22 protein-coding genes and 1 tRNA gene are annotated in these 21,166 nt (G+C 72.2%); 9 read left to right on the plus strand and 14 right to left on the minus strand.

The window, feature by feature from the left end:
- Positions 1-14: 14 nt before the first annotated feature.
- The 3 genes from JT1_RS05675 to JT1_RS05685 all read right to left on the minus strand — a co-directional run bounded on the left by JT1_RS05675 (position 15) and on the right by JT1_RS05685 (position 2,878).
- Complete coding sequence (locus tag JT1_RS05675; protein WP_068324495.1) at positions 15-1,700, minus strand: ABC-F family ATP-binding cassette domain-containing protein; 1,686 nt, start codon at positions 1,698-1,700, stop codon at positions 15-17.
- Between the two features lie 71 nt (positions 1,701-1,771).
- Complete coding sequence (locus JT1_RS05680) at positions 1,772-2,005, minus strand: superinfection immunity protein (protein WP_068324497.1); 234 nt, start codon at positions 2,003-2,005, stop codon at positions 1,772-1,774.
- Between the two features lie 30 nt (positions 2,006-2,035).
- A complete protein-coding gene (locus JT1_RS05685; protein ID WP_068324500.1) occupies positions 2,036-2,878 on the minus strand; it encodes a PhzF family phenazine biosynthesis protein in 843 nt (280 codons plus the stop codon).
- Between the two features lie 30 nt (positions 2,879-2,908).
- On the opposite strand from JT1_RS05685, the gene JT1_RS05690 reads away from it, so the two are divergent.
- Positions 2,909-4,024 carry a cysteine desulfurase family protein gene (locus JT1_RS05690; RefSeq protein ID WP_068324503.1) on the plus strand — a complete coding sequence of 372 codons (1,116 nt, stop codon included), beginning with the start codon at positions 2,909-2,911 and terminating at the stop codon, positions 4,022-4,024.
- On the opposite strand, the gene JT1_RS05695 is transcribed toward JT1_RS05690, so the two are convergent.
- Positions 4,017-5,129 carry a methyltransferase gene (locus tag JT1_RS05695; protein ID WP_068324506.1) on the minus strand — a complete coding sequence of 371 codons (1,113 nt, stop codon included), beginning with the start codon at positions 5,127-5,129 and terminating at the stop codon, positions 4,017-4,019. The two genes, JT1_RS05690 and JT1_RS05695, sit on opposite strands and share 8 nt — an antisense overlap.
- Before the next feature lie 73 nt (positions 5,130-5,202).
- Between JT1_RS05695 and JT1_RS05700 the strand changes: the two genes are divergently transcribed.
- A complete protein-coding gene (locus JT1_RS05700) occupies positions 5,203-5,382 on the plus strand; it encodes a hypothetical protein (RefSeq protein WP_169701872.1) in 180 nt (59 codons plus the stop codon).
- A 52-nt stretch (positions 5,383-5,434) separates the two neighbouring features.
- Here JT1_RS05700 and JT1_RS05705 read toward each other — a convergent pair.
- From JT1_RS05705 to JT1_RS05725, 5 genes are all read right to left on the minus strand, one after another.
- Positions 5,435-5,511 (minus strand) — tRNA-Val (locus JT1_RS05705).
- Positions 5,512-5,611: 100 nt separating this feature from the next.
- Positions 5,612-6,157, minus strand: coding sequence for a PGPGW domain-containing protein (locus tag JT1_RS05710; RefSeq protein WP_169701873.1), 546 nt, complete (start codon positions 6,155-6,157; stop codon positions 5,612-5,614).
- A 26-nt stretch (positions 6,158-6,183) separates the two neighbouring features.
- Entirely contained in the window at positions 6,184-7,032 is an 849-nt protein-coding gene (locus JT1_RS05715) for an aminotransferase class IV (protein WP_068324514.1), read from the minus strand.
- The gene (locus JT1_RS05720) at positions 7,029-8,051 is read right to left on the minus strand and encodes a chorismate-binding protein (protein WP_068324517.1); all 1,023 of its coding nucleotides are present in this window, start codon (positions 8,049-8,051) and stop codon (positions 7,029-7,031) included. The genes JT1_RS05715 and JT1_RS05720 overlap by 4 nt, the downstream gene beginning before the upstream one ends.
- Before the next feature lie 16 nt (positions 8,052-8,067).
- Complete coding sequence (locus tag JT1_RS05725; protein WP_346006982.1) at positions 8,068-8,460, minus strand: MmcQ/YjbR family DNA-binding protein; 393 nt, start codon at positions 8,458-8,460, stop codon at positions 8,068-8,070.
- Positions 8,461-8,696: 236 nt separating this feature from the next.
- Here JT1_RS05725 and JT1_RS05730 point away from each other — a divergent pair, with 236 nt between their 5' ends.
- Positions 8,697-9,548, plus strand: a complete 852-nt coding sequence (locus JT1_RS05730) for a helix-turn-helix domain-containing protein (protein ID WP_068324523.1) — start codon at positions 8,697-8,699, stop codon at positions 9,546-9,548.
- A 67-nt stretch (positions 9,549-9,615) separates the two neighbouring features.
- On the opposite strand, the gene JT1_RS05735 is transcribed toward JT1_RS05730, so the two are convergent.
- Entirely contained in the window at positions 9,616-10,215 is a 600-nt protein-coding gene (locus JT1_RS05735) for a DoxX family membrane protein (RefSeq protein ID WP_068324526.1), read from the minus strand.
- A gap of 171 nt (positions 10,216-10,386) precedes the next feature.
- Here JT1_RS05735 and JT1_RS05740 point away from each other — a divergent pair, with 171 nt between their 5' ends.
- The 3 genes from JT1_RS05740 to JT1_RS05750 all read left to right on the plus strand — a co-directional run bounded on the left by JT1_RS05740 (position 10,387) and on the right by JT1_RS05750 (position 13,616).
- On the plus strand, positions 10,387-12,060 hold the full coding sequence (locus JT1_RS05740; protein ID WP_068324530.1) for a GAF domain-containing sensor histidine kinase: 1,674 nt from the start codon (positions 10,387-10,389) through the stop codon (positions 12,058-12,060).
- Between the two features lie 68 nt (positions 12,061-12,128).
- On the plus strand, positions 12,129-12,776 hold the full coding sequence (locus tag JT1_RS05745; protein ID WP_422388937.1) for a response regulator: 648 nt from the start codon (positions 12,129-12,131) through the stop codon (positions 12,774-12,776).
- 336 nt (positions 12,777-13,112) lie between these two features.
- Entirely contained in the window at positions 13,113-13,616 is a 504-nt protein-coding gene (locus JT1_RS05750; RefSeq protein WP_068324537.1) for a hypothetical protein, read from the plus strand.
- 185 nt (positions 13,617-13,801) lie between these two features.
- On the opposite strand, the gene JT1_RS05755 is transcribed toward JT1_RS05750, so the two are convergent.
- Positions 13,802-14,593, minus strand: coding sequence for a SigB/SigF/SigG family RNA polymerase sigma factor (locus JT1_RS05755; RefSeq protein ID WP_082807498.1), 792 nt, complete (start codon positions 14,591-14,593; stop codon positions 13,802-13,804).
- A gap of 195 nt (positions 14,594-14,788) precedes the next feature.
- Between JT1_RS05755 and JT1_RS05760 the strand changes: the two genes are divergently transcribed.
- Both JT1_RS05760 and JT1_RS05765 read left to right on the plus strand, forming a co-directional pair.
- Complete coding sequence (locus JT1_RS05760) at positions 14,789-15,115, plus strand: PRC-barrel domain-containing protein (RefSeq protein ID WP_082807499.1); 327 nt, start codon at positions 14,789-14,791, stop codon at positions 15,113-15,115.
- A 71-nt stretch (positions 15,116-15,186) separates the two neighbouring features.
- Entirely contained in the window at positions 15,187-15,855 is a 669-nt protein-coding gene (locus tag JT1_RS05765; protein ID WP_068324547.1) for a GAF and ANTAR domain-containing protein, read from the plus strand.
- Positions 15,856-15,862: 7 nt separating this feature from the next.
- On the opposite strand, the gene JT1_RS05770 is transcribed toward JT1_RS05765, so the two are convergent.
- On the minus strand, positions 15,863-16,174 hold the full coding sequence (locus tag JT1_RS05770) for a flavodoxin family protein (protein ID WP_174522857.1): 312 nt from the start codon (positions 16,172-16,174) through the stop codon (positions 15,863-15,865).
- Positions 16,175-16,278: 104 nt separating this feature from the next.
- Between JT1_RS05770 and JT1_RS05775 the strand changes: the two genes are divergently transcribed.
- A complete protein-coding gene (locus JT1_RS05775) occupies positions 16,279-17,376 on the plus strand; it encodes an FUSC family protein (protein WP_169701874.1) in 1,098 nt (365 codons plus the stop codon).
- 7 nt (positions 17,377-17,383) lie between these two features.
- Here the strand turns inward: JT1_RS05775 and JT1_RS05780 are convergent, their stop codons facing one another.
- On the minus strand, positions 17,384-19,606 hold the full coding sequence (locus JT1_RS05780; protein ID WP_068324553.1) for a catalase: 2,223 nt from the start codon (positions 19,604-19,606) through the stop codon (positions 17,384-17,386).
- Between the two features lie 92 nt (positions 19,607-19,698).
- The gene (locus JT1_RS05785) at positions 19,699-21,165 is read right to left on the minus strand and encodes an FAD-dependent oxidoreductase (RefSeq protein WP_068324556.1); all 1,467 of its coding nucleotides are present in this window, start codon (positions 21,163-21,165) and stop codon (positions 19,699-19,701) included.
- Between the last annotated feature and the right edge of the window lies 1 nt (position 21,166).

Below are 21,166 nucleotides of genomic sequence, written 5' to 3' on the forward strand. Positions count from 1 at the left end.
CGGCGCGAAGGCCGTCAGCGCTGGCGCGCGACCCGCCCTTCGTCCCAGACGGGGCCATCGGTCTCGCGCACTCGACCGTCGGCCCCGTAGACGAGGAAGCGGTCGAAGCCCCGGGCGAACCAGCGGTCGTGCGTGACGGCGAGGACGGTCCCCTCGAAGGCATCGAGCCCCTCCTCCAGCGCCTCGGCGGACTCGACGTCGAGGTTGTCGGTGGGCTCGTCGAGGAGCAGGAGGGTGGCGCCCGACAGCTCCAGCAGCAGGATCTGGAACCGCGCCTGCTGCCCTCCCGACAGCGACTCGAAGGCCTGCTCACCCGCGTGCGCGAGCTCGTACCGGTCGAGGACGCGACTGGCCGCCTCACGCCCCAGGCCGGAGCGGTGGTCGTCGCCGCGGTGGAGGATCTCGAGGAGCGTGCGGCCGACGAGCTCGGGGTGCTCGTGCGTCTGGACGAACCAGCCCGGCCGCACGCGGGCACCGAGACGCGCCCGCCCGCTGTGCTCGACCGGCGCGATGACGGCCTCGCCGACGGGGAGGTTCTCCGGCTCGGGGTCGCTCCCACCGGCGGCGAGCAGCCGCAGGAAGTGCGACTTGCCGGAGCCGTTGGACCCGAGGACCGCGACCCGCTCGCCGTACCAGACCTCGAGGTCGAAGGGCTGCATGAGGCCGGTCAGCTCGAGCCGCTCGCAGACGACCGCGCGCTTGCCGGTGCGTCCGCCGTGCAGGCGCATGGTGACCTTCTGCTCGCGCGGCTGCTCGCTCGGTGGCCCCTCTGCGACGAAGCGCGCCAGACGGGTCTGGGCGGACTGGTACCGCGTGGCCATGTCGGAGTTGTACTTCGACTTCTGCTTGTACATGAGCACGAGCGCCTTGAGCTTGGCGTGCTCCTCGTCCCAACGCTTGCGCAGCTCCTCGAAGCGCGCGAACCGCTCCTGCCGCGCCGCGTGGTAGCTGCCGAAGCCGCCGGGGTGCGTCCACGCCCGGTTGCCGGCACTGCCGAGCTCGACGGTGACGACGCGCGTGGCGGTGTTGGCGAGCAGCTCGCGGTCGTGGCTGATGTAGAGGATCGTCTTGGCGCTCTCGCGGATCTGCTCCTCCATCCAGATCTTGCCGGGCACGTCGAGGTAGTTGTCCGGCTCGTCGAGGAGCAGGACCTCGTCGGGGCCGCGCAGCAGGTACTCGAGGACGAGCCGCTTCTGCTCGCCGCCGGAGAGCGTGCTGAGCTCCCGGTACCGGCACCGCTCGAAGGGGACGCCCAGCGCCGCGGTCGCGCACACGTCCCAGACGACCTCTTGGTCGTAGCCGCCGGCGTCCGCGTAGTCGGACAGCGCCGTGGCGTAGCGCATCTGGGTGCGCTCGTCCTCGGTCTCCATGAGGGCCAGCTCGAGCCGGTCGACCTCCGCGGCGGCGTCACGCACGGCGGGTGGCGACACCGACAGGAGCAGGTCGGCGACCGTGGGCCGGTCCCCGAGGCCGGCGCCCACGTGCTGGCGCATGACGCCCAGCCCGCCCGTGCGCGAGACCGAGCCGGCGTGCTGCGTCAGCTCACCGGTGACGATCCGCATGAGCGTGGTCTTGCCGGCGCCGTTGGCACCGACGAGCGCGACCTTGGCGCCCTCCCCCACGCGGAAGGAGACCTCGTCGAGCAGCACGCGCCCGTCCGAGAGCTCGTACCGGACCCCGGCCACGTCGACATGTCCCACGAGGGGAGATCCTCTCCGATCGCGCGGCAGGGCACCAGCGAGTTCTCCACGGGCCCAGCCTCGGACGCGGCTCAGCGCACCCCGAGGACGCGGTGCTCCTTGATCGACATGACGAGGGCGACGACCCAGCCGACGACGGTCCAGCCGAGCAGCAGGTTGATCCAGAACACCGACCAGGCGTTGCGGTTGCCCCGCACGGCGGCGATCGCCCAGGGCAGCATGTAGCCGGCGGACAGGATCGCGACGAGGATCGCGAGGGGCGCGCTGACCACTCGCGTCTTCTGGTCTGTGATGATCGTGGGCATGTGACCAGCCTACGGGCGCCAGCGTCCCGCTCAGATGGAGATGTCCCCCCGGACGAGGGTGGTGGTGGCCCCGCCGACCCACACCCGGCCGTCGTCGTCGGCCTCGATCGAGATGACCCCGTCGCGCTGCACGCAGGAGCCCTGGGTCGCGGTGTACCGGCGCGGTGCGACGCCGGCGCCGATCAGCCACTGGGCGATCCCGGCGTTGAGGCTGCCGGTCACCGGGTCCTCGACGACGCCCAGCCCGGGGACGAAGGCCCGGACCTCGTAGAGGTGGGGGCCGCCCTTCGGGTGCATGCCGACGACACCGATCTCGAGGTCGCCCGCGTGCGTGAGGTCCGGCTCGACCGCGCGCACCTGCTCCGCGGAGCCGAGGCGGACCGCGCACCACCTCGGCCCGTTGTCGACCCACTGGTGGTCGAGGATCTGCTCGGTGGCGATGCCGAGTGCCTCCGCGACGCGCTCGACGTCGGCGTCGTCCAGGGGCCCGGTCCGGCGCAGCGGTGGTGCGGCGAAGGCGAGCCCGGCGGCCCCCCTTCGCACCATGACGATCCCGAGGCCGCACTCCTGCCGCACGACGTCCGCGTCCCGGGGGCTCCCCCCGTGCTCGAGCCACGCGTGCGCCGTCCCGAGGGTCGGGTGCCCGGCGAAGGGGAGCTCGCCCTGCGGGGTCCAGATGCGCACCAGGTAGTCGGCCGCGTCGGACGTCGGCGGCAGGACGAAGGAGGTCTCGGAGAGGTTGGTCCAGCGCGCCACGGCCTGCATCTGCTCGTCCGTGAGCCCCGACGCGTCGAGGACGACGGCCAGCGGGTTGCCGCGGTAGGGAGTGGCCGCGAAGACGTCGACCTGGGCGAAGGGGAGGTGGGTCGGCACAGGACCATCATCGCGCGGCAGGATGGGTGCATGGCCGGTCAGGACCCGATCCACCTCGACCACAACGCGACGACCCCCCTGGCGCCCGAGGTCGCCGCGGCGATGTGGCCGTACCTCACGGAGCACTTCGGCAACCCGTCGAGCGCCTCGCCGTCAGGTCGGCGCGCGGCGGCCGCTGTCGCCGCGGCCCGGGAGCAGGTCGCGGCGGTGATCGGTGCCCACGCCGACGAGATCGTCTTCACCTCGGGAGGCACCGAGTCCAACAACCTCGCGATCCGCGGGGTCGCCGCGGTGGCGTCGACGCACCGGGCGCTCACCTCCGGCGTCGAGCACCCGGCGACCGTCGCGCCGTTGGCGCACCTGCAGGAGCAGGGGTGGCGCGTCCAGGAGCTGCCCGTGGACGACGCGTGCCGCGTGCGGCTCGACGAGTTCCCCGTCACGCCGCTCGGCCTCGGGACGCTGATCCTTGCGCACAACGAGACGGGGGCGATCCAGCCCGTGGCGGACTTCGCGGAGCGGGTCCACGACGCCGGGGGTCGGGTCCACGCGGACGCGGCGCAGGCGGTCGGCAAGGTCCCCGTCTGCGTCGACGAGCTCGTCGTGGACCTGCTCTCCGTCGCCGGCCACAAGCTCTACGGGCCGAAGGGGGTCGGTGCCCTCTACGTGCGCCGTGGCACGACGATCGCCCCGGTCCTGCGCGGCGCCGGCCAGGAGGGTGGTCTGCGGCCGGGGACGGAGAACGTCGCGGGCATCGTCGGGCTCGGTGTCGCCGCCGAGCTCGCCGCCCGCCTGCTCGAGGACGAAGGGGGTCGACAGTCCCGGTTGCGAGATGGCCTCTGGGACAGGCTCGTTCGCGACGTCCCTGGCATCGTGCGGGTGTCCCCTGCCACCGGCTGCCTGCCCAACACGTTCATGGTCGTGGTGCCCGGTCGCGTCGGCGCCGAGGTGCTGGAGTCGGCCACGGCCGTCGCAGCGTCCACGGGCAGCGCCTGCCACTCGGGGGTGCACACCCCACCGGCGGCGCTGCTCGCGATGGGGATCGACCACGACACCGCACTCGGGTCGCTGCGCCTGACGCTCGGCCGGTCGACGACCGAGGCGGACGTCGCCACCGCGGCCGACGCGATCGTCGCGGCCCTCAGCTGATGGGCGCCAGCCGCCAGAGCGAGGTGACCTCGGCCCGCCGGGCGGCGTGCAGCGCGTCGCGGGCGTCGGAGGCCCGGCCGTGGCGCGGCGCGGTGTCGAGTCGGCCGACGACCGCCAACCCGGCCTCGGCGAACCACCCGAGCAGCTCCTCGCGCGTGCGCAGGCCGAGGTGCTCGGCGAGGTCGGAGATGACCAGCCAGCCCTCGCCGCCGGGCTCCAGGTGCTCCACGAGGCCGCTGATGAAGCCGCGGAGCATCGCCGAGTCCCGGTCGTAGACACCGGCCTCGAGGTCGGAGGTGGGCGCGCCGGGCAGCCACGGCGGGTTGCACACGACGAGCTCCGCGCGACCCTGCGGGTAGAGGTCGGCCTCGACCACCTCGACGCGGTCGGCGAGGTCGAACTGCTCCATCGTCGAGCGGGCGGAGGCCACCGCCCGCGGGTTGAGGTCGGTCGCGAGGACTCGGCCGACGCCGCGGCGCGCGAGGAGGACTGCGAGCACACCGGTCCCGGTCCCGAGGTCGAAGGCCGTCGCCGGCACCGGGTCGAGCGGCGCCTCGGCCACGAGGTCGACGTACTCGCCGCGCACGGGTGAGAAGACCCCGTAGCCCGGGTGGACGCTCTCGCCGAGCGCCGGGACGGGCACCCCCTTCGTCTGCCACTGGTGGGCGCCGATCACGCCGAGCAGCTCCTGCAGGGCGATGACCTTGCGGTGCGGCGCGCCGTACGCCGCGGTCGCGGCCTCACGGACGTCCGGGGCACGACGCAGCCGCAGGGAGTGGTCGTCCTCGAGCTCGACGACGAGCCGGCCGAGGACCTCCGCGCGTCGGGCCCGGGCGGCGCGGTGCGTCGCGAAGTCGCTGCCGTCGTCGCCACGTCGGGCGGCGTCCTTGTCGAGTCGGCGGTCCAGCGCCTTGAGCAGCTGGCGGGCGTTGTGGTGGTCACCGCGCCACAGCAGCGCGGTGCCTGCCCTGGCCATCCGGTACGCCCGGTCGGCGGTGAGCGTGTCGTCGACGACCACGACGCGCGAAGGGGGCGCCGCCGAGCTCTCGGAGTGCCACCGGGCCGAGCGCTGCTCGCCGTCCTCGGTCCAGTGGATGTTGCTCATGCCGGTGACTGTATGGCACCTGCTCGCGCTCCCCGCAGGGCATGGCGCAGGCGCCATCGGGTACGGGGCGACCATGAGCGACTTCGAGAAGTGTCCCGTGTGCGGTAGCGGCCTCGAGACCGAGCCGGTGAGGAGCGGGTCCGAGCCGGGCGAGGCCAACGACCGCAGCACGCGGCAGGTCTGCCCCAACGGTTGTCACGAAAGCCTGGCCTGGATCGACGCCCGTGAGGTCCGTGACGCCGGGATGGAGTGAGCAAACAGCCACACGAAGAAGCCCCCGACCGCAAAGCGGAGCGGGGGCTTGCTGGTGGACGTAAAGGGACTCGAACCCCTGACCTTTCGCGTGTGAAGCGAACGCTCTAACCAACTGAGCTATACGTCCATGGTGCTCCCCGAACCAGCGTCCCGGCCGGGCAACCTGAGCAGAGTACCCGGACCGCTCCCGAAGGTGCCAATCGGCTCCCTTCGCGGGGCGGTCGGCGTCAGCCCAGGCCGGGGACCTGCACGAGGTACTGCTCGACGGCGTCGGGCGTCCAGCCGGGGACGCCGGTCACGAGCAGCGCGAGGTAGAAGCAGAACCAGCCGAAGGCCGCGGAGAGCAGCAGCATCGGGATCTTGGCCTTCCACGGCAGCGCCCGTACGTACTGGTCGAAGGCCTTGACCTCGGCCTTGACGAACTGCGTGACCCGGCGGGCCCACAAGAACTCGGTGCTCCAGAGGTAGAGGCCGACGAAGATCACCGCCCAGCCCGGCCCGACGAGCGGGACCATCGGGATGCCGGCGATGATCAGCGCGAGGCCGACCACGGCGACGACGACGCGGTAGAGCGGGCCGGAGACGGGGTGCGTACGGATCGCCCGGCGCCAGCGGACCGGGTCCTCGTGCGGGTCGATCCGCCCGTCCTCGCCGAAGCGGTCGAGCAGCTCCTGGCGCACGATCGCGTGGTGCTCCCGGCGGATGTCCCCGTACGGCCGCCGGTGGCCGCCTTCGTCCTTGCCCTCGCCGACGTGCTCGTCGGTGGTGTCCACGTCCCCCATGGTGGCCTCCGTCGTGCTCACGGGTTGAGGTCTGTCGCAGCGGCCTCGGCGAAGGCCTTGCGGACGAGCGCCGTGACCGGACCGGGCGCCTCGAGCGAGCGGCCGTCGACGTCGTGGACGGGGTGGACGTCACGCGTGGTGCCGGTGAGGAAGACCTCGTCGGCGGTCTCGAGGACGGTGAGCGGCATGGCCTCCTCGACGACCTCGATGCCCGCCGCCCGCGCCCACTCGATCGTCAGCTCACGGGTGATCCCGGCGAGCGGTCCGCTGCTCAGCGGCGGAGTGCGCACGACACCGTCGACGACGACGAAGATGTTGCTGCCGGTCGCCTCGCAGAGCTCGTCACGGGTGTTGCCGAAGATCGCCTCCGACGCCCCCTTCGCCTTGGCGTGGGCCAGCGCGATGACGTTGTCCGCGTACGAGGTCGTCTTGAGACCGGCGGTGGCGGCGCGCTCGTTGCGCGTCCACGGCACCGTCGCGATCGCGATGCTCGGGGCGAAGGGGGGGACCTCCGCCGCCGTGACGATGTAGGTCAGCCCGCTGTCGCCTCGGTCGGAGCCGAGCGGGCCGAGCCCGGCGGTCACGGTGTAGCGCAGCCGGCCGAAGCCGATCGTCTCGCCGGCCCCGAGGACGGCGCGCACGCCCTCCTCGATGACGTCGCGGTCGGCGGCAGGGAGGCCGAGGCCACCGAGTGTGCGGTCCAGGCGCGCGTAGTGCCGGTCGGCGGCGAAGACCTCCCCGTCGACGATCTTGCAGGTCTCGAAGGCACCGTCCCCCACGGTGATGCCGTGGTCGAGGGCGGCGAGCGCCGGCTCCTGCGTCCCCACGAGTGATCCGTTGACCCAGACCCTGACCTCGCTGCTCATGTCCCCACTCTTCCAGATGCCAGTCCCACGAGGTTGCGGGCCTTGAGCTCGCACTCGGACCACTCCCCCTGCGGGCTCGACGACCACGTGATGCCCGCCCCGGTCCCGAAGCGCAGCCGGCGCACCCCGTCCGGGTCCACCACAGCGCTGAACGTGCGGATCCCCACCGCGAGTTCCCCGCGCGGACCGTCCGGGTGGTCGGCGTCGACCCAGCCGATCGCGCCGCAGTACGGACCCCTCGGCACCGGTTCGAGGTCGCGGATCGTGGTCAGCGCGCTCGACTTGGGTGCACCGCTCACCGAGCCGGGCGGGAAGCTTGCCCGGAGCACCTCCGCCCACGTCGTCCCCGGCCGCAGGGTCCCGGCGACATCGCTCACGAGGTGGACGAGCCCCGGGTGCTCCTCCGGCGCGCAGATCCGCTCGACGACGACGCTGCCCGACGCGCAGACGTGCTGCAGGTCGTTGCGCACGAGGTCGACGATCATGACGTTCTCCGCGACGTCCTTGGGCAGCATCTGCCCGAGCGTGGGCGCGGTCCCCTTGATGGGGGTCGAGAGCAACCGGTCGCCGGTGCGGGTCAGGTAGCGCTCGGGCGAGGCGGTCACCACGTCGACCCCCGCGGAGGGGACGTGCAGCACCCCGGCGAAGGGGGCGGGGTTGCCCCGCGCGAGCACGGCCGCCAGGTCGGGCAGGTGCGCCTCGTCCGGCAGGGCCGCCTCGAGGACCGTCGTGAGGTTGACCTGGTAGACGGTGCCCGCCGCGATGCGGGCGCGGACCTCCTCGACCCCGGCGACGTACCCGTCGCGGTCGAGGGAGGACGTCCAGCCGGTCACCGCGGGCCAGCGCGCTGCGACACCGGGCGGTCCTCCCCCTTCGTCCCTGCGGGCGAAGCGGACCGCGGTGAGCTCGCCCTCGAAGGTGAGCACGACCGCCCAGCACCCGGACTCCAGGTCGGCCGGGTCGTGGCTGACCTGCACCGGGTCGGACCACGTCGTCGACCCGAAGCGCGCGAACTCCACCCGCCGAGGATAGGCGTCACCGGGCGTCCAGCCGGGCGATGTCCAGCGTGCGCGCGGTGCGCCGGTACGAGGACTCGACGAGCTCGGCGACCTCCAGCCAGTCGGTACCCTCGTCGAGGTCGACGCCGACCCAGCCACTCGGACCGAGGTAGGCCGGTCGGTAGCAGCGCGGCTCCTCGAGCAGCGCCCGGGCCTCCTCCTCGTCCGGCAGGACGACGAGGGAGTGCTCGTGCTGCGACCACGCCCCGTCCACCTTCACGGAGCCTGCGAAGTACGCGAAGACCTTCTTCGTGAAGAACGCGGGATGGCCGTGGCTGATCTTCTCGTCCGCCCCCGGCAGGTCGAGAGCGATCTCCCGGACCTGCAGGAGCAGCGGGTCCCTCGGGTCGAACATCAGGGGGTGCGCCACGCTCCCAGCGTACGCGCGGTCGAGCCGACGACGGCAGGAACGGCAAGCCAGCGGCAACTTCGACGCAGATGCTGGTGTGTGGCGAGCTGCCCGTCTAACTTCGTTGATGTTGCAACGCTCCGGGGGGATCTGGGGCCGTCCCTCGCACCCGGGGGCGGCCCCTTCTCCGCGCCCGGGACCACCCGGGGTCGGTTGACACCGAGCGGGAACCCGGTGTCTTTGGCAAGGTGGGACCCATGACGCGTGCACCGGCCGGCGGCCCGATGCTGCGCGCGCTGCGACGTCAGCGGGGCCGCACCCAGGACGACCTGGGACACGACTCCGGCGTGAGCACACGCACGATCCGCGGCCTCGAGCGCGGCGAGATCCACCGGCCCCAGATCGCGACCCTGCAGCAGCTCGCAGTCGCGCTGCACCTCGGACCGCAGGAGCAGGCGGAGTTCCTGCACGCCTGGGCCACGCCCCAGCCGACCGGCTTCGACCAGCTGCTCGTCGACCCCTCCGAGCCCGAGCTCGAGCAGATCGATGCGCTCACGAGGCCGGCCCTGGGGTCGTACCGGGTCATCAGCCAGATGTGGCGGACCCGGGTCTCCGCTGGTCGCCGCCTCGTCCACACCGCCTGCCACTGCGGCATCGCCGCCGTCGCGGACGGTCTGGACCGCGTCTTCAACGTGCAGAACGGTGACGCGACCACCGACGCCGCAGACCTGCGGTTCACGCCGCTGCTGGGCTGCGACCTCATCAGCCGCCGGATCTTCCCCGAGAGCAATGTCGCGGTCTTCGAGGTCGGGCTCACCACGCGGCTGGCGAAGGGGGCGACCCACGCCTACGCGTACGACATCAGCGACGAGGGCCCCGCGGGTGAGGGCGACGCCGACGGCTTCGTCTGGGGACCGCTGCACACCGCGCGGTCCCTCGTCGTGTCGGTCGAGTTCGAGGTGCCGCCCGCGCAGGTGATCCGCGTGGAGCGCGCCCCGGGCCAGGACTTCCGGTTCCTCGGCGGGGTCGCCCTGGACGAGCACCATCGGGCGTCGCTCGTGCTCGAGGACGCCGGCCCGGGGGCCTTCGGGTTCACCTGGCGGTGGTGACGGCCGCGCAGGTGCAGCACGGGGCCGGGGAGGCCATGTCTCCCCGGCCCCGTGCTGCGGTGGGCGACTACTTCAGGAAGCTGTGACGCTGCACGAAGGGGAGGCGCTCCCACATCCTGCCCAGCCCCCACGTCCTGCCTGCCCCCATGAGGGCCAGCGCGACGAGCGCCAGCGCGTAGACCAGGTGGTCGTCCATGAAGGGGTTGTTCGCCGGAGGCAGTGCCGCGCTCCACATCAGCACGAGCATGAGCGCGCCCGCTGCGGCGGCGATACGCATCCCGACACCCAGCATCAGCGACAGACCGATCGCTGCCAGGCCGATCATGAAGAGCCAGTCGGCCCAGGCGGCCGCGGCGAAGCTCTGGTAGAAGTCGGCCAGCGGGCCGTCGGTACCGAACTTCAGGAAGCCGAGGGTGGGCGAGCCGCCGTTGATCCACGCGTCGGGACCGAACCGGTCGACCACGCCTGTCTCGGGGTTGCGGCCGGTGGCGAAGCCCAGCGCGAACAGCTTGTCGAGGAAGGCCCACAGGAACACCCAGCCGAGGCTGAGGCGCAGCGTGGCCATCACGTAGGGCACGGCGCGCTCCGCGGTGAGCGTCGCGGACGTCGTCCCGACCCGGGGCTGCGCGGGCGCAGCGCTCCAGAAGTGCTTGGCATGGGTGCTCATGACCTGTTCTCCCTCTCGCTGGCAGTACGCCCGTCTGTCGGACACTTCTGATCCTGCTCGCCGAGCGCCCTCCGGGGCAGGGACCAATGTCCCCCTTCGACAGGTCGGGACCAAGGTCCCGGGGGTCACTCCCTGCCCCGTCGGAGCGGGTCCACGCCCTAGGATCGGCCAATGAGCGGCTCCGGGGACGACGAGCACGCGACCGGGACGAGCGGCGCGGGCAGCACCTCCAAGGGCGCGGTCGACCTGCTGGAGACCGTCGCCGTCATCAGCTCCGACCTCGAGCTGTCCGAGGTGCTCGCCCACATCGTCCGCTCGGCGTGCGCGCTGGTGGGTGCTCGTTACGGAGCCCTCGGCGTGCTCGGGCAGGACGGCGACTCCCTCGCCGAGTTCGTCACCCATGGCATCACCACCGAGCAACGGTCCGACATCGGTGCTCTGCCGCACGGGCACGGCATCCTCGGTCTGCTCATCCGGGAACCGCGACCGCAGCGGCTGAGGGACCTGTCGGAGCACCCCAGGTCCCACGGCTTCCCACCACATCATCCACCGATGCACAGCTTCCTCGGTGCGCCGGTGCGCATCCGCGACGAGGTCTTCGGCAACCTGTACCTGACGGAGAAGGAGGGGGCCGCGGAGTTCTCGCAGGACGACGAGGCCCTGCTCACGGCGCTCGCGGCAGCCGCGGGCGTGGCCATCGACAATGCTCGGTTGTACGCCTCGAGCAAGAACCTGCGGGCGTGGTCCGAGGCCCAGGCCGCGTTGACCCAGGCCTTCCTCGCCGGCCCCGGGGAGCAGACCGCACTGGAGCAGATGGCCGTCCTCGCCCGCGAACGCACCGGCGCTGACGTGTCGTTCGTGCTGCTGTACGAGGAGGAGCACTTCCTGGTGGTGCGGGCGACGAACCGGCGTGCACCCGCCCCCTCTGACGAGACACCTCTCGCGGTGGGCAGCAGAGTGGACGCCGACGGGTGGGACGGGATCAGTGGCCCGGTGCACCGGAGCAGACGTGCGGGGCCGGGGGCGGACGCTGCGGCCCGGCGCGTGGCCGAGCTGATGGGTGCCGAGGCGGGCAGCTTCGCCGCCCTGCCGTTGGGCCCGCAGCATGACCGGCTCGGCTTCCTGGTCGTCGTGTGGACGCGGGACGACGATCCCTCCGAGGTCGACGTCATCCAGCCCTTCGCCGATTTCGGGCAGCACGCCGGCGTGGCCCTGCTCGCCGCCCGCTCGCGGCGCGACCAGGCCCTGGTCGCGCTCCTCGAGGACCGCGACCGGATCGCCCGGGACATGCACGACCACGTGATCCAGCGACTCTTCGCCACCGGGCTCTCGCTCCAGTCCGCGGCGCGCCTGGCGGTGCACCCCACCGTGCGGGAGCGGCTCGACGACGCGGTCGACGACCTCGACGGCGCCATCAAGGACATCCGGCACACGATCTACGCGCTCCACCGCCTGCCGGTCGGGACGATCCGTGACGCGATCGGCGAGCTGATCGACGATGCGGCGCAGAGCCTCGGCTTCGAGCCCGCCCTGGTCATCGAGGGGAGGCTGACCGGCCTGACCGACGGGCTGTCGGCCGATCTGGTCGCCGTGGTCCGTGAGGCGCTCACCAATGTCGCCAAGCACGCCCGCGCCCAGGAGGTCCGGGTGCACGTGCAGTGCGAGGACGAGCTCAGGGTCGTGGTGACGGACGACGGCATCGGCATGGACCCAGCCAGCGCGCGCAGCGGTCTGGTCAACCTCGGGACGCGGGCCGCTGCCCGGGGGGGCAGCTTCGAGCTGGGCCAGCGGGTCCCGACCGGCACCGCCTTGTCGTGGACGGTCCCGGCGGACCGCGACGACTGAGGACCTTGGGCCCGGGCGATCGGGGGTCCGACGGGGCGATACTTCTCGAGAGAGCGAAGGAGTCGATGGTGGCCACGACGGTGTTTCTCCTGGACGACCACGAGGTCGTGCGACGCGGGCTGCGCGAGCTGCTCGAGACGACGTCCGACATCAGCGTCATCGGCGAGTCCGCGTCCGCGTCGGAGGCCACCCGTCGCATCCCCGCCCTGCGGCCCGACGTCGCGATCTTCGACGCCCGCCTGCCGGACGGCTCGGGCATCGACGCCTGCCGGGAGGTGCGGTCGGTGGACCCGGGCATCAAGGGCCTCATCCTCACGTCGTACGACGACGGCCAGGCGCTGGCGGCCGCCGTGCTCGCCGGGGCCTCGGGGTACCTGCTGAAGGACATCAAGGGCAACGGGTTGATCGATGCGATCCGTCGGGTCGCCGCGGGCGAGAACCTGCTGGACGACGAGCGCGCCGACGAGCTGCGCAGGAAGTGGTCGCCACCGACCCCTCCTGACGCGCTGCTCAGCCGCTTGACCCCCCAGGAGCAGCTGATCCTCGAGCACGTCGCCGAGGGCCTCACCAACCGCCAGATCGGCGAGGTCATGTTCCTGGCGGAGAAGACCGTCAAAAACTACGTCACCTCGATCCTGTCCAAGCTCGGGTTCCAGCGTCGCACCCAGGCGGCCATCTACGCGGTGGAGAACCGTGCCTCGGGCGGTCCCCGCTGATCGGGACCTTCGGCCCTGTCGACGGTCGCCGAGGGGGGCCATGGTGGCAGCAGGCCGGCACCGGTGTCGCCCAGTCAGGGGACGAGGCAGCACCGGTACCGGCGCTTCTCCCGCGGGGAGACGGGGAGACCGAGGGGCTGTCTGACGCCAGACAGCCCCTCACACCTGTGCGGAGCTCTCCGCACCGCCGTCACGGGACCATCGACCCATCCCGTGGGGACCGCGGCGCGGAAGACTGAACGGATGGGCACGCGACAGGCTCCAGCCGCAGGGACGGACCGACCGAACCCGTGGTTCCGAGCGAGGCCTGCGACCGTGGCCGGTACCAGTGCGGCGATGTACTCCGCGGTGTTCGCGACCAGCCTGTGGTTGGGCGACGCCAGTGACGCGGTGCTGATGCTCCTGATCTTCCCGATCAGCATGCTCGCCCTCACCTTCGGGGCGCGGGTCGGCTCGCTCGCCGGCCTCGTCGCAGCAGGACTCGTCGTCGCGTGGACGTGGATCGTCGGCGTGGACCCGTCGCTGGTCGGGTGGGTGTCCCGGGTGGGGACGATGCTCTTCCTCGGGGTGCTCATCGGGGACGCCGCCGACCGGCTCGTCCACGCCGAGGAGGAGCGACAGGCGCTGGAGATCTCGCAGCTGCGCCACCGGCAGGCGGCGGAGGTCACCGACTCCCTGATCCAGGGCATGGCCGCCGCCAAGTGGTCCCTGGAGTCCGGTCACCTCGACGCGGCTGCGACGACGCTCGAGGAGACCATCGCCAGCGGTCAGCACATGGTCTCGGCCGCGCTGCGAACGCCGGCACCGACCACGCCCTCTGGTGAACGTGCCGTGCGCTGAGGTCAGCGCCGCGGACCGAGACACCCGTCGACAGGGGACGGACCCGTACCGATCTCACGGGTGATGACGACCCAGAACATGTTGTCGACGCCCGACCTCGTCGTCCCGAGTGAAGGCCACGCGACCGACAGGACCGTGAGGCCCCTACGGTCCCGTCCTGCCTCCTGGGCGGCCATCGCCCACCCTCAGACCTCGAGGTGGGTTCGCAACCGCCGACAGACGCTCGAGAGGATCCGCGAGACCTGCATCTGGCTGATGCCGAACCGTTCGCCGATCTGCCGCTGGGTCAGGTCGGCGCCGAAGCGCAGGCTGACGATCTTTCGCTCCCGCTCGTCGAGCTCCTCCTCCATCGCCGAGCGAAGGGAGATGAGCGTCGCCGACCGTTCGAAGACGTCCTCCGCGTCGTCCGCGAGGGCATCGCCCAGAGAGGCGCCGGCGTCGTCGTGGACCGGCTGGTCCAGCGACGTCGACCGGTAGCGCTCCCCCGCCGCCCGGGCGGAACGTACCTCCTGCGGCGAGACACTCCCTGCGGCCGCGATCTCCTCGATCGTCGGCTCGCGCTGGAGGTCCTGCTGGAGCTGCGTCGTCGTCTCGCGCACCCGATGGTGCAGCTCCTGCACGCCCCGCGGCGGGCGCACGGCCCAGCCGTGGTCCCGGAAGTGGCGCTTGAGCTCGCCCGTGATCGTCGGTGCGGCGAAGGCGGTGAAGCCGAACCCGCGCTCGGGGTCGTAGCGCCGGACAGCGAGGACGAGGCCGAGCATGGCCACCTGCACCAGGTCGTCCAGCTCGATGCCGCGGCCGGCGAAGCGGGTGGCGAGGCCGATGGCCAGCCCCTGGTTGTCGACCACGACCCGCTCCCGCAACCGCGCGGCCTCGGCGGGATCGGCCTCACGGCGGGCGGCGGCCAGCATCTCCGCAGCGTGAGCCTCACGGTCCTGATGGGCCGACGAACGTTCGTCGGAGGTGGTTTCGGACATGGAGCGGCCTCTTTCGATCAAGAAGGCGCCAGCCACGGTCACGAGCCGGTGTCGTTCGTCCAGACAACCACACAGGTGCAGGGGCCGCAATGCAGAGGACCGAGGCCGTGCGCCGATCCCCGCATACCTCGGCAGTGCGCGGGTAGCCCCCGGTGAGCCTCCAGACGAAGGGACGACCGACGGAAGGAACCGAGCATGGTCGTACCGGAACAAGGACCGAGGCGAGTCCTCTACCGCTATGTCGGTCGGCGTGTGCGCACGATCGACGGGCGGGTCCTCGGTGACATCGACGACGTCCTCGTCGACGCCCGGAGCGGCGCTGTGCAGTGGCTGGTGCTCCGGGTGCGCGGCATGCGTCGACGTCATCGTGCGATACCCGTCTACCTCTCGATCGAGGTCCGCGGGCAGCTCGTCGTCCCCACCACGCGGCACACGCTGCTCGCGGCGCCGCACGTGCGCCTGGGCGGGGCTCTGACCGCGTCGCAGGAAAGACGTCTGCGCGCCCACTGGACCACCTATTAGGCGCAGGTGGCGCGAGGCCCCGTCCGTGAAGCACACTCCCTTCGAGATTGCCGGAAGAAGGAGTGCCACGGATGAAGGATGTCGAGCTCGCTCACATCGTCGAGCAGCTGTCGATGGAGCCCGAGGAGAGCCTGACGCTGCAGCAGGTCGTCGACCAAGCGGTACGCTACGTGCCCGGCTGCGACATGGGCAGTGTCTTCGTGCGGCGCAACGGGACGGTCGAGATCGCGGCGACGACCGACCCGTCGGCCACCCGGGTCGACGACCTCCAGTTCGAGTTCGACGAGGGGCCGTGCCTGTCCGTCCTGCAGGAGCACGAGATCGCGTCGGTGCCCGACACCGCGACCGACGACCGCTGGCCGCGGTGGTCCGACGGTGCCGTGGAGCACGGCGTGCGCTCCTCGCTGAGCCTGCGCCTCGCGATCGAGGAGCCCTACCTCGCGTGCCTCAACATGTACTCCCGCGAGCCTCGGAGCTTCGACGGTGACGCCGTCGACCTCGCGGTCGTGTACGCGCGCCTGGCGTCGGTCGCGACCCTGCAGGCCCGCGAGGTCTCGGGTCTGCGCAGCGCCCTGAACAACCGCCTCATCATCGGAGCGGCGCAGGGGATCCTCATGGAGCGCTACGGACTGAGCCTCAACCGCTCCTTCGAGGTCCTCCGCCGCCGCTCCAACGAGACCAACACCAAGCTGCACGACGTCGCCCAGGGCCTCGTCGACGGTCTGGAGATCCGCGACTGAGCGTCGGTCACGCCGGCGGCGCCGGCACCGGGTGCTCGCGCAGGGCCTGCGCGACCGCGACGAGGTTGCTCGCCATCGTCCGACCGGTGCGCTCCGACCACGCGTGGCCGTGCTCGGTCTCCGAGTACGTCGGCCCGGGACCGGGCCCCATGTTCCGGTAGGTCCAGGCCTGCCCCGGCACGGTGAACCCGATGTCACCCAAGGCGCCGGCCACCTCGGCGACCACGTGGTGCGCACCGTCCTCGTTGCCGGTGACGACGACGCCCGCGACCTTGCCGTAGGCCACCGGTGTCCCGTCGTCGCGCGTCTCGGAGATCATCGCGTCAATCACGACCCGGCGGGGCAAGGCGGTCCACCCCGCATGCATGTCGAGCAACGGGGTACAGGAGTGGCTGCCCATCGGTGAAGACAACAGAGGTGATCGTGGACCAGGACCGTGCCGCACGCCGTCGCGTCCGCGCGCGACCGGTCCTCGTGCCGACGCTGACCTCCCTGCGGACCCGCTCCGACCTGTCCCAGGTCCTCAAGGCGGTCCTGGCCGCGGTGCTCGCCTGGTTGGTCGCCGCCCACGTCCTGGGCCTGCAGGAGTCCTTCATGGCCCCGTGGACGGCGCTCCTCACCGTCCACGCGACGGTGTTCAGATCCTTCACCCGCGGCGGACAGGTCATGATCGCCTCGCTCGCGGGCATCCTGCTCTCGTACGCGGCGGTCGAGGTCGTCGGGCAGACCCCCACCGCCCTCGGGCTGGCGCTCCTCGTCGGCATGCTGCTCGGCCGCGTGCGCCCCATCCGCGACGAGGGCAGCACGGTCGCGACGACGGCCCTCTTCGTCATCACCGCCGGCCAGGCCGAGCAGGCTCCGGTCCTGCTCGACCGGGTGGTCTGCACCGGGTTGGGCGTCGCCCTGGGCATCCTCGTCAACCTCCTCGTGCTCGCCCCCCTCGACGACCGTCTCGCTCGGGACCAGGTCGACGCCCTCCGCACGGAGCTCGGGGAGCTCTTGTACGAGATGGCCGACGCCCTGACGACCGCCAAGAACGTGGATCCCGCCGCGTGGTTGGAACGCACGCTGCGGGCGGAGGAGCAGGTCGGCGAGGCGCGAGGGCTGCTGCGCCACACCCGTGAGGCACGGCGAGGCAACCCGCGCAAGCGGTCCCGAGAGATCGACCCGGCGGCCTACGAGAACTTCCTGCGGCGCATCGACGAGGGTTTCACGCACACCCGGTCCATGGCTCGCACCGTCGAGAACTCCCACATCGAGCCGGACAACTGGGACCCGCACTTCCGCGACGTCTGGCTCCGGTTGCTCCACGACCTCGGCGCGCGGATCGCCGCGCCGGCGAAGGACCAGCCCAGCCTGCTGCCACGCCTGCAGGCCCTCACGGACGAGATGTCGCGCGAGGACCTGCCGCAGGTCGCGTGGCCGGTCTACGGGGCACTGATCAACAGCACCCGCACCATCGTCGAGATCGTCGACGAGGTGCTCAACGGCCCGCTGGCCGGGGCCACTCGGGCGGGCTGAGCCCGGGTCACCCCGCGGGGGCGAGTCGCTCCCAGACCCGGTGCTCGGCCAGCAGGGCCAGCAGCTGGGCGAAGACCTCGGCCGGGTCCTCCCCGACGACGACTCCCGGGGCGCCGTCCGTGGCGAGGGCAGCCAGGACGTCGCCACCTCGTCCCACGGCACCGATGGCCTTGCCGTGGCGGAAGGCCTCGGCGACGAGCAGCAGCAGCCTGGGGTCGATCGCCGGGCCCGCCGACCCACCCGAGGGGTCGAAGGCCCGCGCGTCCGTCCCGGACTGCGGGTCCGCCGCCGAGGCCGGGGCACCCATGACCACGAGGGCGTCGTACTCCACGGACCGTGCCGTGAGGAGCGTGCGCTGCACGGGGACGGCCTGCTTCCCGGTGCCGAGGACCCCGCCCACCGGCGCGATGACGAGGGGGACGAGGCCCGCGTCGTGGATGGCGGCGCGCACCCCGGCCAGCTCCGCGAGATCGGGGTCCTCGTCCACCACGAGGCCGATGGTGCGACCATCGGCCGGCCACTGGCCACCGAGCTGGGACAGGGCCGGGCTCGGCTCGACCTCGGCCAGCTCCCAGGTCTTCGGGGCGGGCAGGCCGAGCCCCTGCGCCACGCGGGCGGCCAGGTCCGTGTCGATCTGGGCGAGGGCCGCCAGCTGTCGCTCACGCACCGCCTGCTCGTAGCAGCGCCCCAGCTCGAAGGTGTACGCGGAGACGATGTGGTCCTGCTCCGTCGGCGTCAGGCTCAGCCAGAAGAGGCGGGGCTGGCTGAAGTGGTCGGCGAAGGAGGCACCTGCCTCCCGGGACTTCGTCCCCGAGACCGCCTGCGGCACCTCGATGAGCGCGCCGTCCCGCGTCCCGGCGTGGAAGGGGCAGCCGCCGTCGAGTGAGTTGGGCCGGTAGGGCGCGACGCCAGCATGGTCGGCGCTCTGGTGCATGCCGTCGCGCAGCATGTCGTTGACGGGCGCGTGCGGACGGTTGATCGGGAGCTGGCCGAAGTTGGGCCCGCCGAGCCGGCTGATCTGGGTGTCGAGGTAGGAGAAGAGCCGACCCTGCAGCAGCGGGTCGTCGGTGACGTCGATGCCGGGCACGAGATGGCCGGGGTGGAAGGCGACCTGCTCGGTCTCCGCGAAGTAGTTCGTCGGGTTGGCGTTGAGCTGGAGCAGGCCGATCGGCTGCACCGGGACGAGCTCCTCCGGCACGATCTTCGTCGGGTCGAGGAGGTCGATGCCCTCGTGGGTCTGCTCCTCGGTGTCGGGCATGACCTGGATGCCGAGCTCCCACTCGGGGAAGGCACCGGCCTCGATGGCGTCCGCGAGGTCGCGCCGGTGGAAGTCGGGGTCGGCGCCGTTGACGAGCTGCGCCTCGTCCCACACAAGGGAGTGGACCCCGAGCCGCGGCTTCCAGTGGAACTTCACCAGGCTGCTCTCCCCCGCCTCGTTGACCAGGCGGAAGGTGTGGATGCCGAAGCCCTCCATCATCCGGTACGACCGCGGGATGGCCCGGTCGGACATCTGCCAGATGACGTGGTGCTGGGCCTCCGTGTGCAGCGAGACGAAGTCCCAGAAGGTGTCGTGCGCACTCTGGGCCTGGGGGATCTCCCGGTCGGGGTGCGGCTTGGCCGCGTGGACGATGTCGGGGAACTTGATCGCGTCCTGGATGAAGAAGACCGGCATGTTGTTGCCGACGAGGTCGAAGGTGCCCTCGTCGGTGTAGAACTTCGTGGCGAAGCCGCGGGTGTCACGGACCGCGTCGGCCGAGCCGCGTGACCCGACGACCGTCGAGAAACGGGTGAACACGGGCGTCTGGACCCCTTCGGCGAGGAAGCCGGCCCGGCACACGCCGGTCGCGGTCCCGTACCCGGTGAACGTCCCGTGCGCTGCGGCACCGCGCGCGTGGACCACGCGCTCCGGGATGCGCTCGTGGTCGAAGTGGGTGATCTTCTCGCGCAGGTGGTGGTCCTGGAGCAGGGTGGGACCTCGCTCACCGGCCTTGAGCGAGTGGTCGGTGTCCCGCACGCGGGCGCCCTGGGCGGTCGTGAGGTACGCACCGGCCTGGGTGCGGTCCCCCTCGGCGCCGCTGGGGCGACCCGTCGGCGAGATCGGCGCGACCGGCCGCTGGTCGGGCGAAGGGGGCAGCGGCTCGCGAGGCTCGGTCGGCTCCTCGACCGCCGGCGTACCGGCCCCCGGCGAGCCGGGGACGGGGATGTCGTCGTGGGGCTGCTTGGCACTCATGGATCTCTCCTGCGGGTGGGATCGGGGGCTCCCCGACTACCCCTGCCACGTCGTGACATGCGCGTCACCCCGGTGCGGGTCTCCCGCCCGCGTCAGTCGCGGGCGGGCAGCGGACGCGTCGCGGGCCCCTCGAGCACCTCCCCCGCCGCGGTGAACCGCGAGCCGTGCAGCGGGCAGTCCCAGGACTGCTCGGCGTCGTTCCACTCCACGACACCGCCGAGGTGGGTGCACAGCGCGGAGACCGCGCAGGTCCGACCCTCGACGGTGGAGCGCGCCACGGGGACCACGCCCCGGCGGCCGACCTCCCCTTCGCCCTCTGCCGGCGTGCCGGGACGAAGGGGGTGCAGCGCCACCCCTGCGGCCCGCGTGACGAGGTCGAGACCGACCCGGGCGTTGATGCCGACGAGGCGGGCGACGGAGGCCGGCCGACTGATCCGGCGGTGGATGGGGCTCGACCAGGACATCTGGCCGCCGAGGAGGGACGCGCTGAGGTCCAGCGCCGCGGCGACGCCGTTGGTCATGCCCCACTTGTCGAAGCCGGTCGCGACGTGCACGTGACCGAGGCCGCGCGGCATCGGACCGACGAAGGGGAATCCGTCGTGCGAGCGGTAGTCCTGGGCCGACCACGCGTGGGTCTCCACCGCCTCCGGGAAGTGCAGGGCGGTCCACGCGCGCAGCCGGTCCAGGTGCGCCTCCTCCGAGCGGGCGCGGCCGACGGAGTGGCCCTCCCCCCCGACGAGGAGCCGCGACCCGGGGGCGTCGCGCACGGACCGGGTCGACCCACCCGTCGAGATGAGCATCATCTCCGGCGGGGCGGGGTGCTCGTACGCGAGGGCGTAGGAGCGCTCGGCGCTCACCTTCGCGAAGTACCCGCCGCGGTCGAGCACCGGGGTACCCGTGGCGAGGACGACCTGGTCGCAGCGGGTGCGACCTCGTGTGTGCCGGACCACGGGGCGCAGGGACTGGCCCATCCCCGTGACCCGGGCACCGGTGACCAGCCGCCCGCCGTGAGCACGCAGGTCCTCGACGAGTGCGTCGAGCAGGTCCATCGGGTCCAGCTGCGCCTGCTCGTCGAGCACCACTCCCCCGGCGTGCTCGAAGGGCACCGGCAGCTCCTCGCTCCAGCGCACCGGCAGCCCCATCCGCGACGCGGCGTCGAGCTCGGCCCGCGCCTGCTCCAGACCGCGCCCGTCGTCCGCCGCGTAGGTCACCGCCGAGCGCACCTGGTACGGCACGTCGTGCTCGTCGCAGTACCGCAGCAGCCAGTCCCGGCCCTCGCGGTTGCCCTCGACGTACCCCGCGACCACCTCCTCGGACTGCCGTCGCAGGAGCTGCGAGTAGCGGGTGCCCTGGAGCAGCGAGACCTTGGCGGTGCTGTGCCCGGTCGTCACGGCGCCGGGGTCACGCGCCTCGAGGACGACGACCTCGCGGCCGGCCCGGGCGAGCAGCAGCGCGGTCACCAGCCCGGTGATGCCGGCACCGACGACGACGTCGTCGCACCGCTCCACCGGCTCGTCGGAGGGAGTGCTTGCGCGGGAGGCGCGCCACACAGAGGTCATG

This window comes from Janibacter terrae NBRC 107853 (assembly GCF_001591405.1).
GTDB classification, from domain to species: domain Bacteria; phylum Actinomycetota; class Actinomycetes; order Actinomycetales; family Dermatophilaceae; genus Janibacter; species Janibacter terrae.

Bases quoted from the DNA above. Each gene is read 5' to 3' on its own strand.
- JT1_RS05680 (WP_068324497.1), bottom strand. From the start codon at position 2,005: ATGCCCACGATCATCACAGACCAGAAGACGCGAGTGGTCAGCGCGCCC.
- JT1_RS05690 (WP_068324503.1), top strand. From the start codon at position 2,909: ATGGCCGGTCAGGACCCGATCCACCTCGACCACAACGCGACGACCCCC.
- JT1_RS05695 (WP_068324506.1), bottom strand. From the start codon at position 5,129: ATGAGCAACATCCACTGGACCGAGGACGGCGAGCAGCGCTCGGCCCGG.
- JT1_RS05700 (WP_169701872.1), top strand. From the start codon at position 5,203: ATGAGCGACTTCGAGAAGTGTCCCGTGTGCGGTAGCGGCCTCGAGACC.
- JT1_RS05715 (WP_068324514.1), bottom strand. From the start codon at position 7,032: ATGAGCAGCGAGGTCAGGGTCTGGGTCAACGGATCACTCGTGGGGACG.
- JT1_RS05730 (WP_068324523.1), top strand. From the start codon at position 8,697: ATGACGCGTGCACCGGCCGGCGGCCCGATGCTGCGCGCGCTGCGACGT.
- JT1_RS05735 (WP_068324526.1), bottom strand. From the start codon at position 10,215: ATGAGCACCCATGCCAAGCACTTCTGGAGCGCTGCGCCCGCGCAGCCC.
- JT1_RS05740 (WP_068324530.1), top strand. From the start codon at position 10,387: ATGAGCGGCTCCGGGGACGACGAGCACGCGACCGGGACGAGCGGCGCG.
- JT1_RS05750 (WP_068324537.1), top strand. From the start codon at position 13,113: ATGTACTCCGCGGTGTTCGCGACCAGCCTGTGGTTGGGCGACGCCAGT.
- JT1_RS05755 (WP_082807498.1), bottom strand. From the start codon at position 14,593: ATGTCCGAAACCACCTCCGACGAACGTTCGTCGGCCCATCAGGACCGT.
- JT1_RS05760 (WP_082807499.1), top strand. From the start codon at position 14,789: ATGGTCGTACCGGAACAAGGACCGAGGCGAGTCCTCTACCGCTATGTC.
- JT1_RS05765 (WP_068324547.1), top strand. From the start codon at position 15,187: ATGAAGGATGTCGAGCTCGCTCACATCGTCGAGCAGCTGTCGATGGAG.
- JT1_RS05770 (WP_174522857.1), bottom strand. From the start codon at position 16,174: ATGATCTCCGAGACGCGCGACGACGGGACACCGGTGGCCTACGGCAAG.
- JT1_RS05780 (WP_068324553.1), bottom strand. From the start codon at position 19,606: ATGAGTGCCAAGCAGCCCCACGACGACATCCCCGTCCCCGGCTCGCCG.
- JT1_RS05785 (WP_068324556.1), bottom strand. From the start codon at position 21,165: ATGACCTCTGTGTGGCGCGCCTCCCGCGCAAGCACTCCCTCCGACGAG.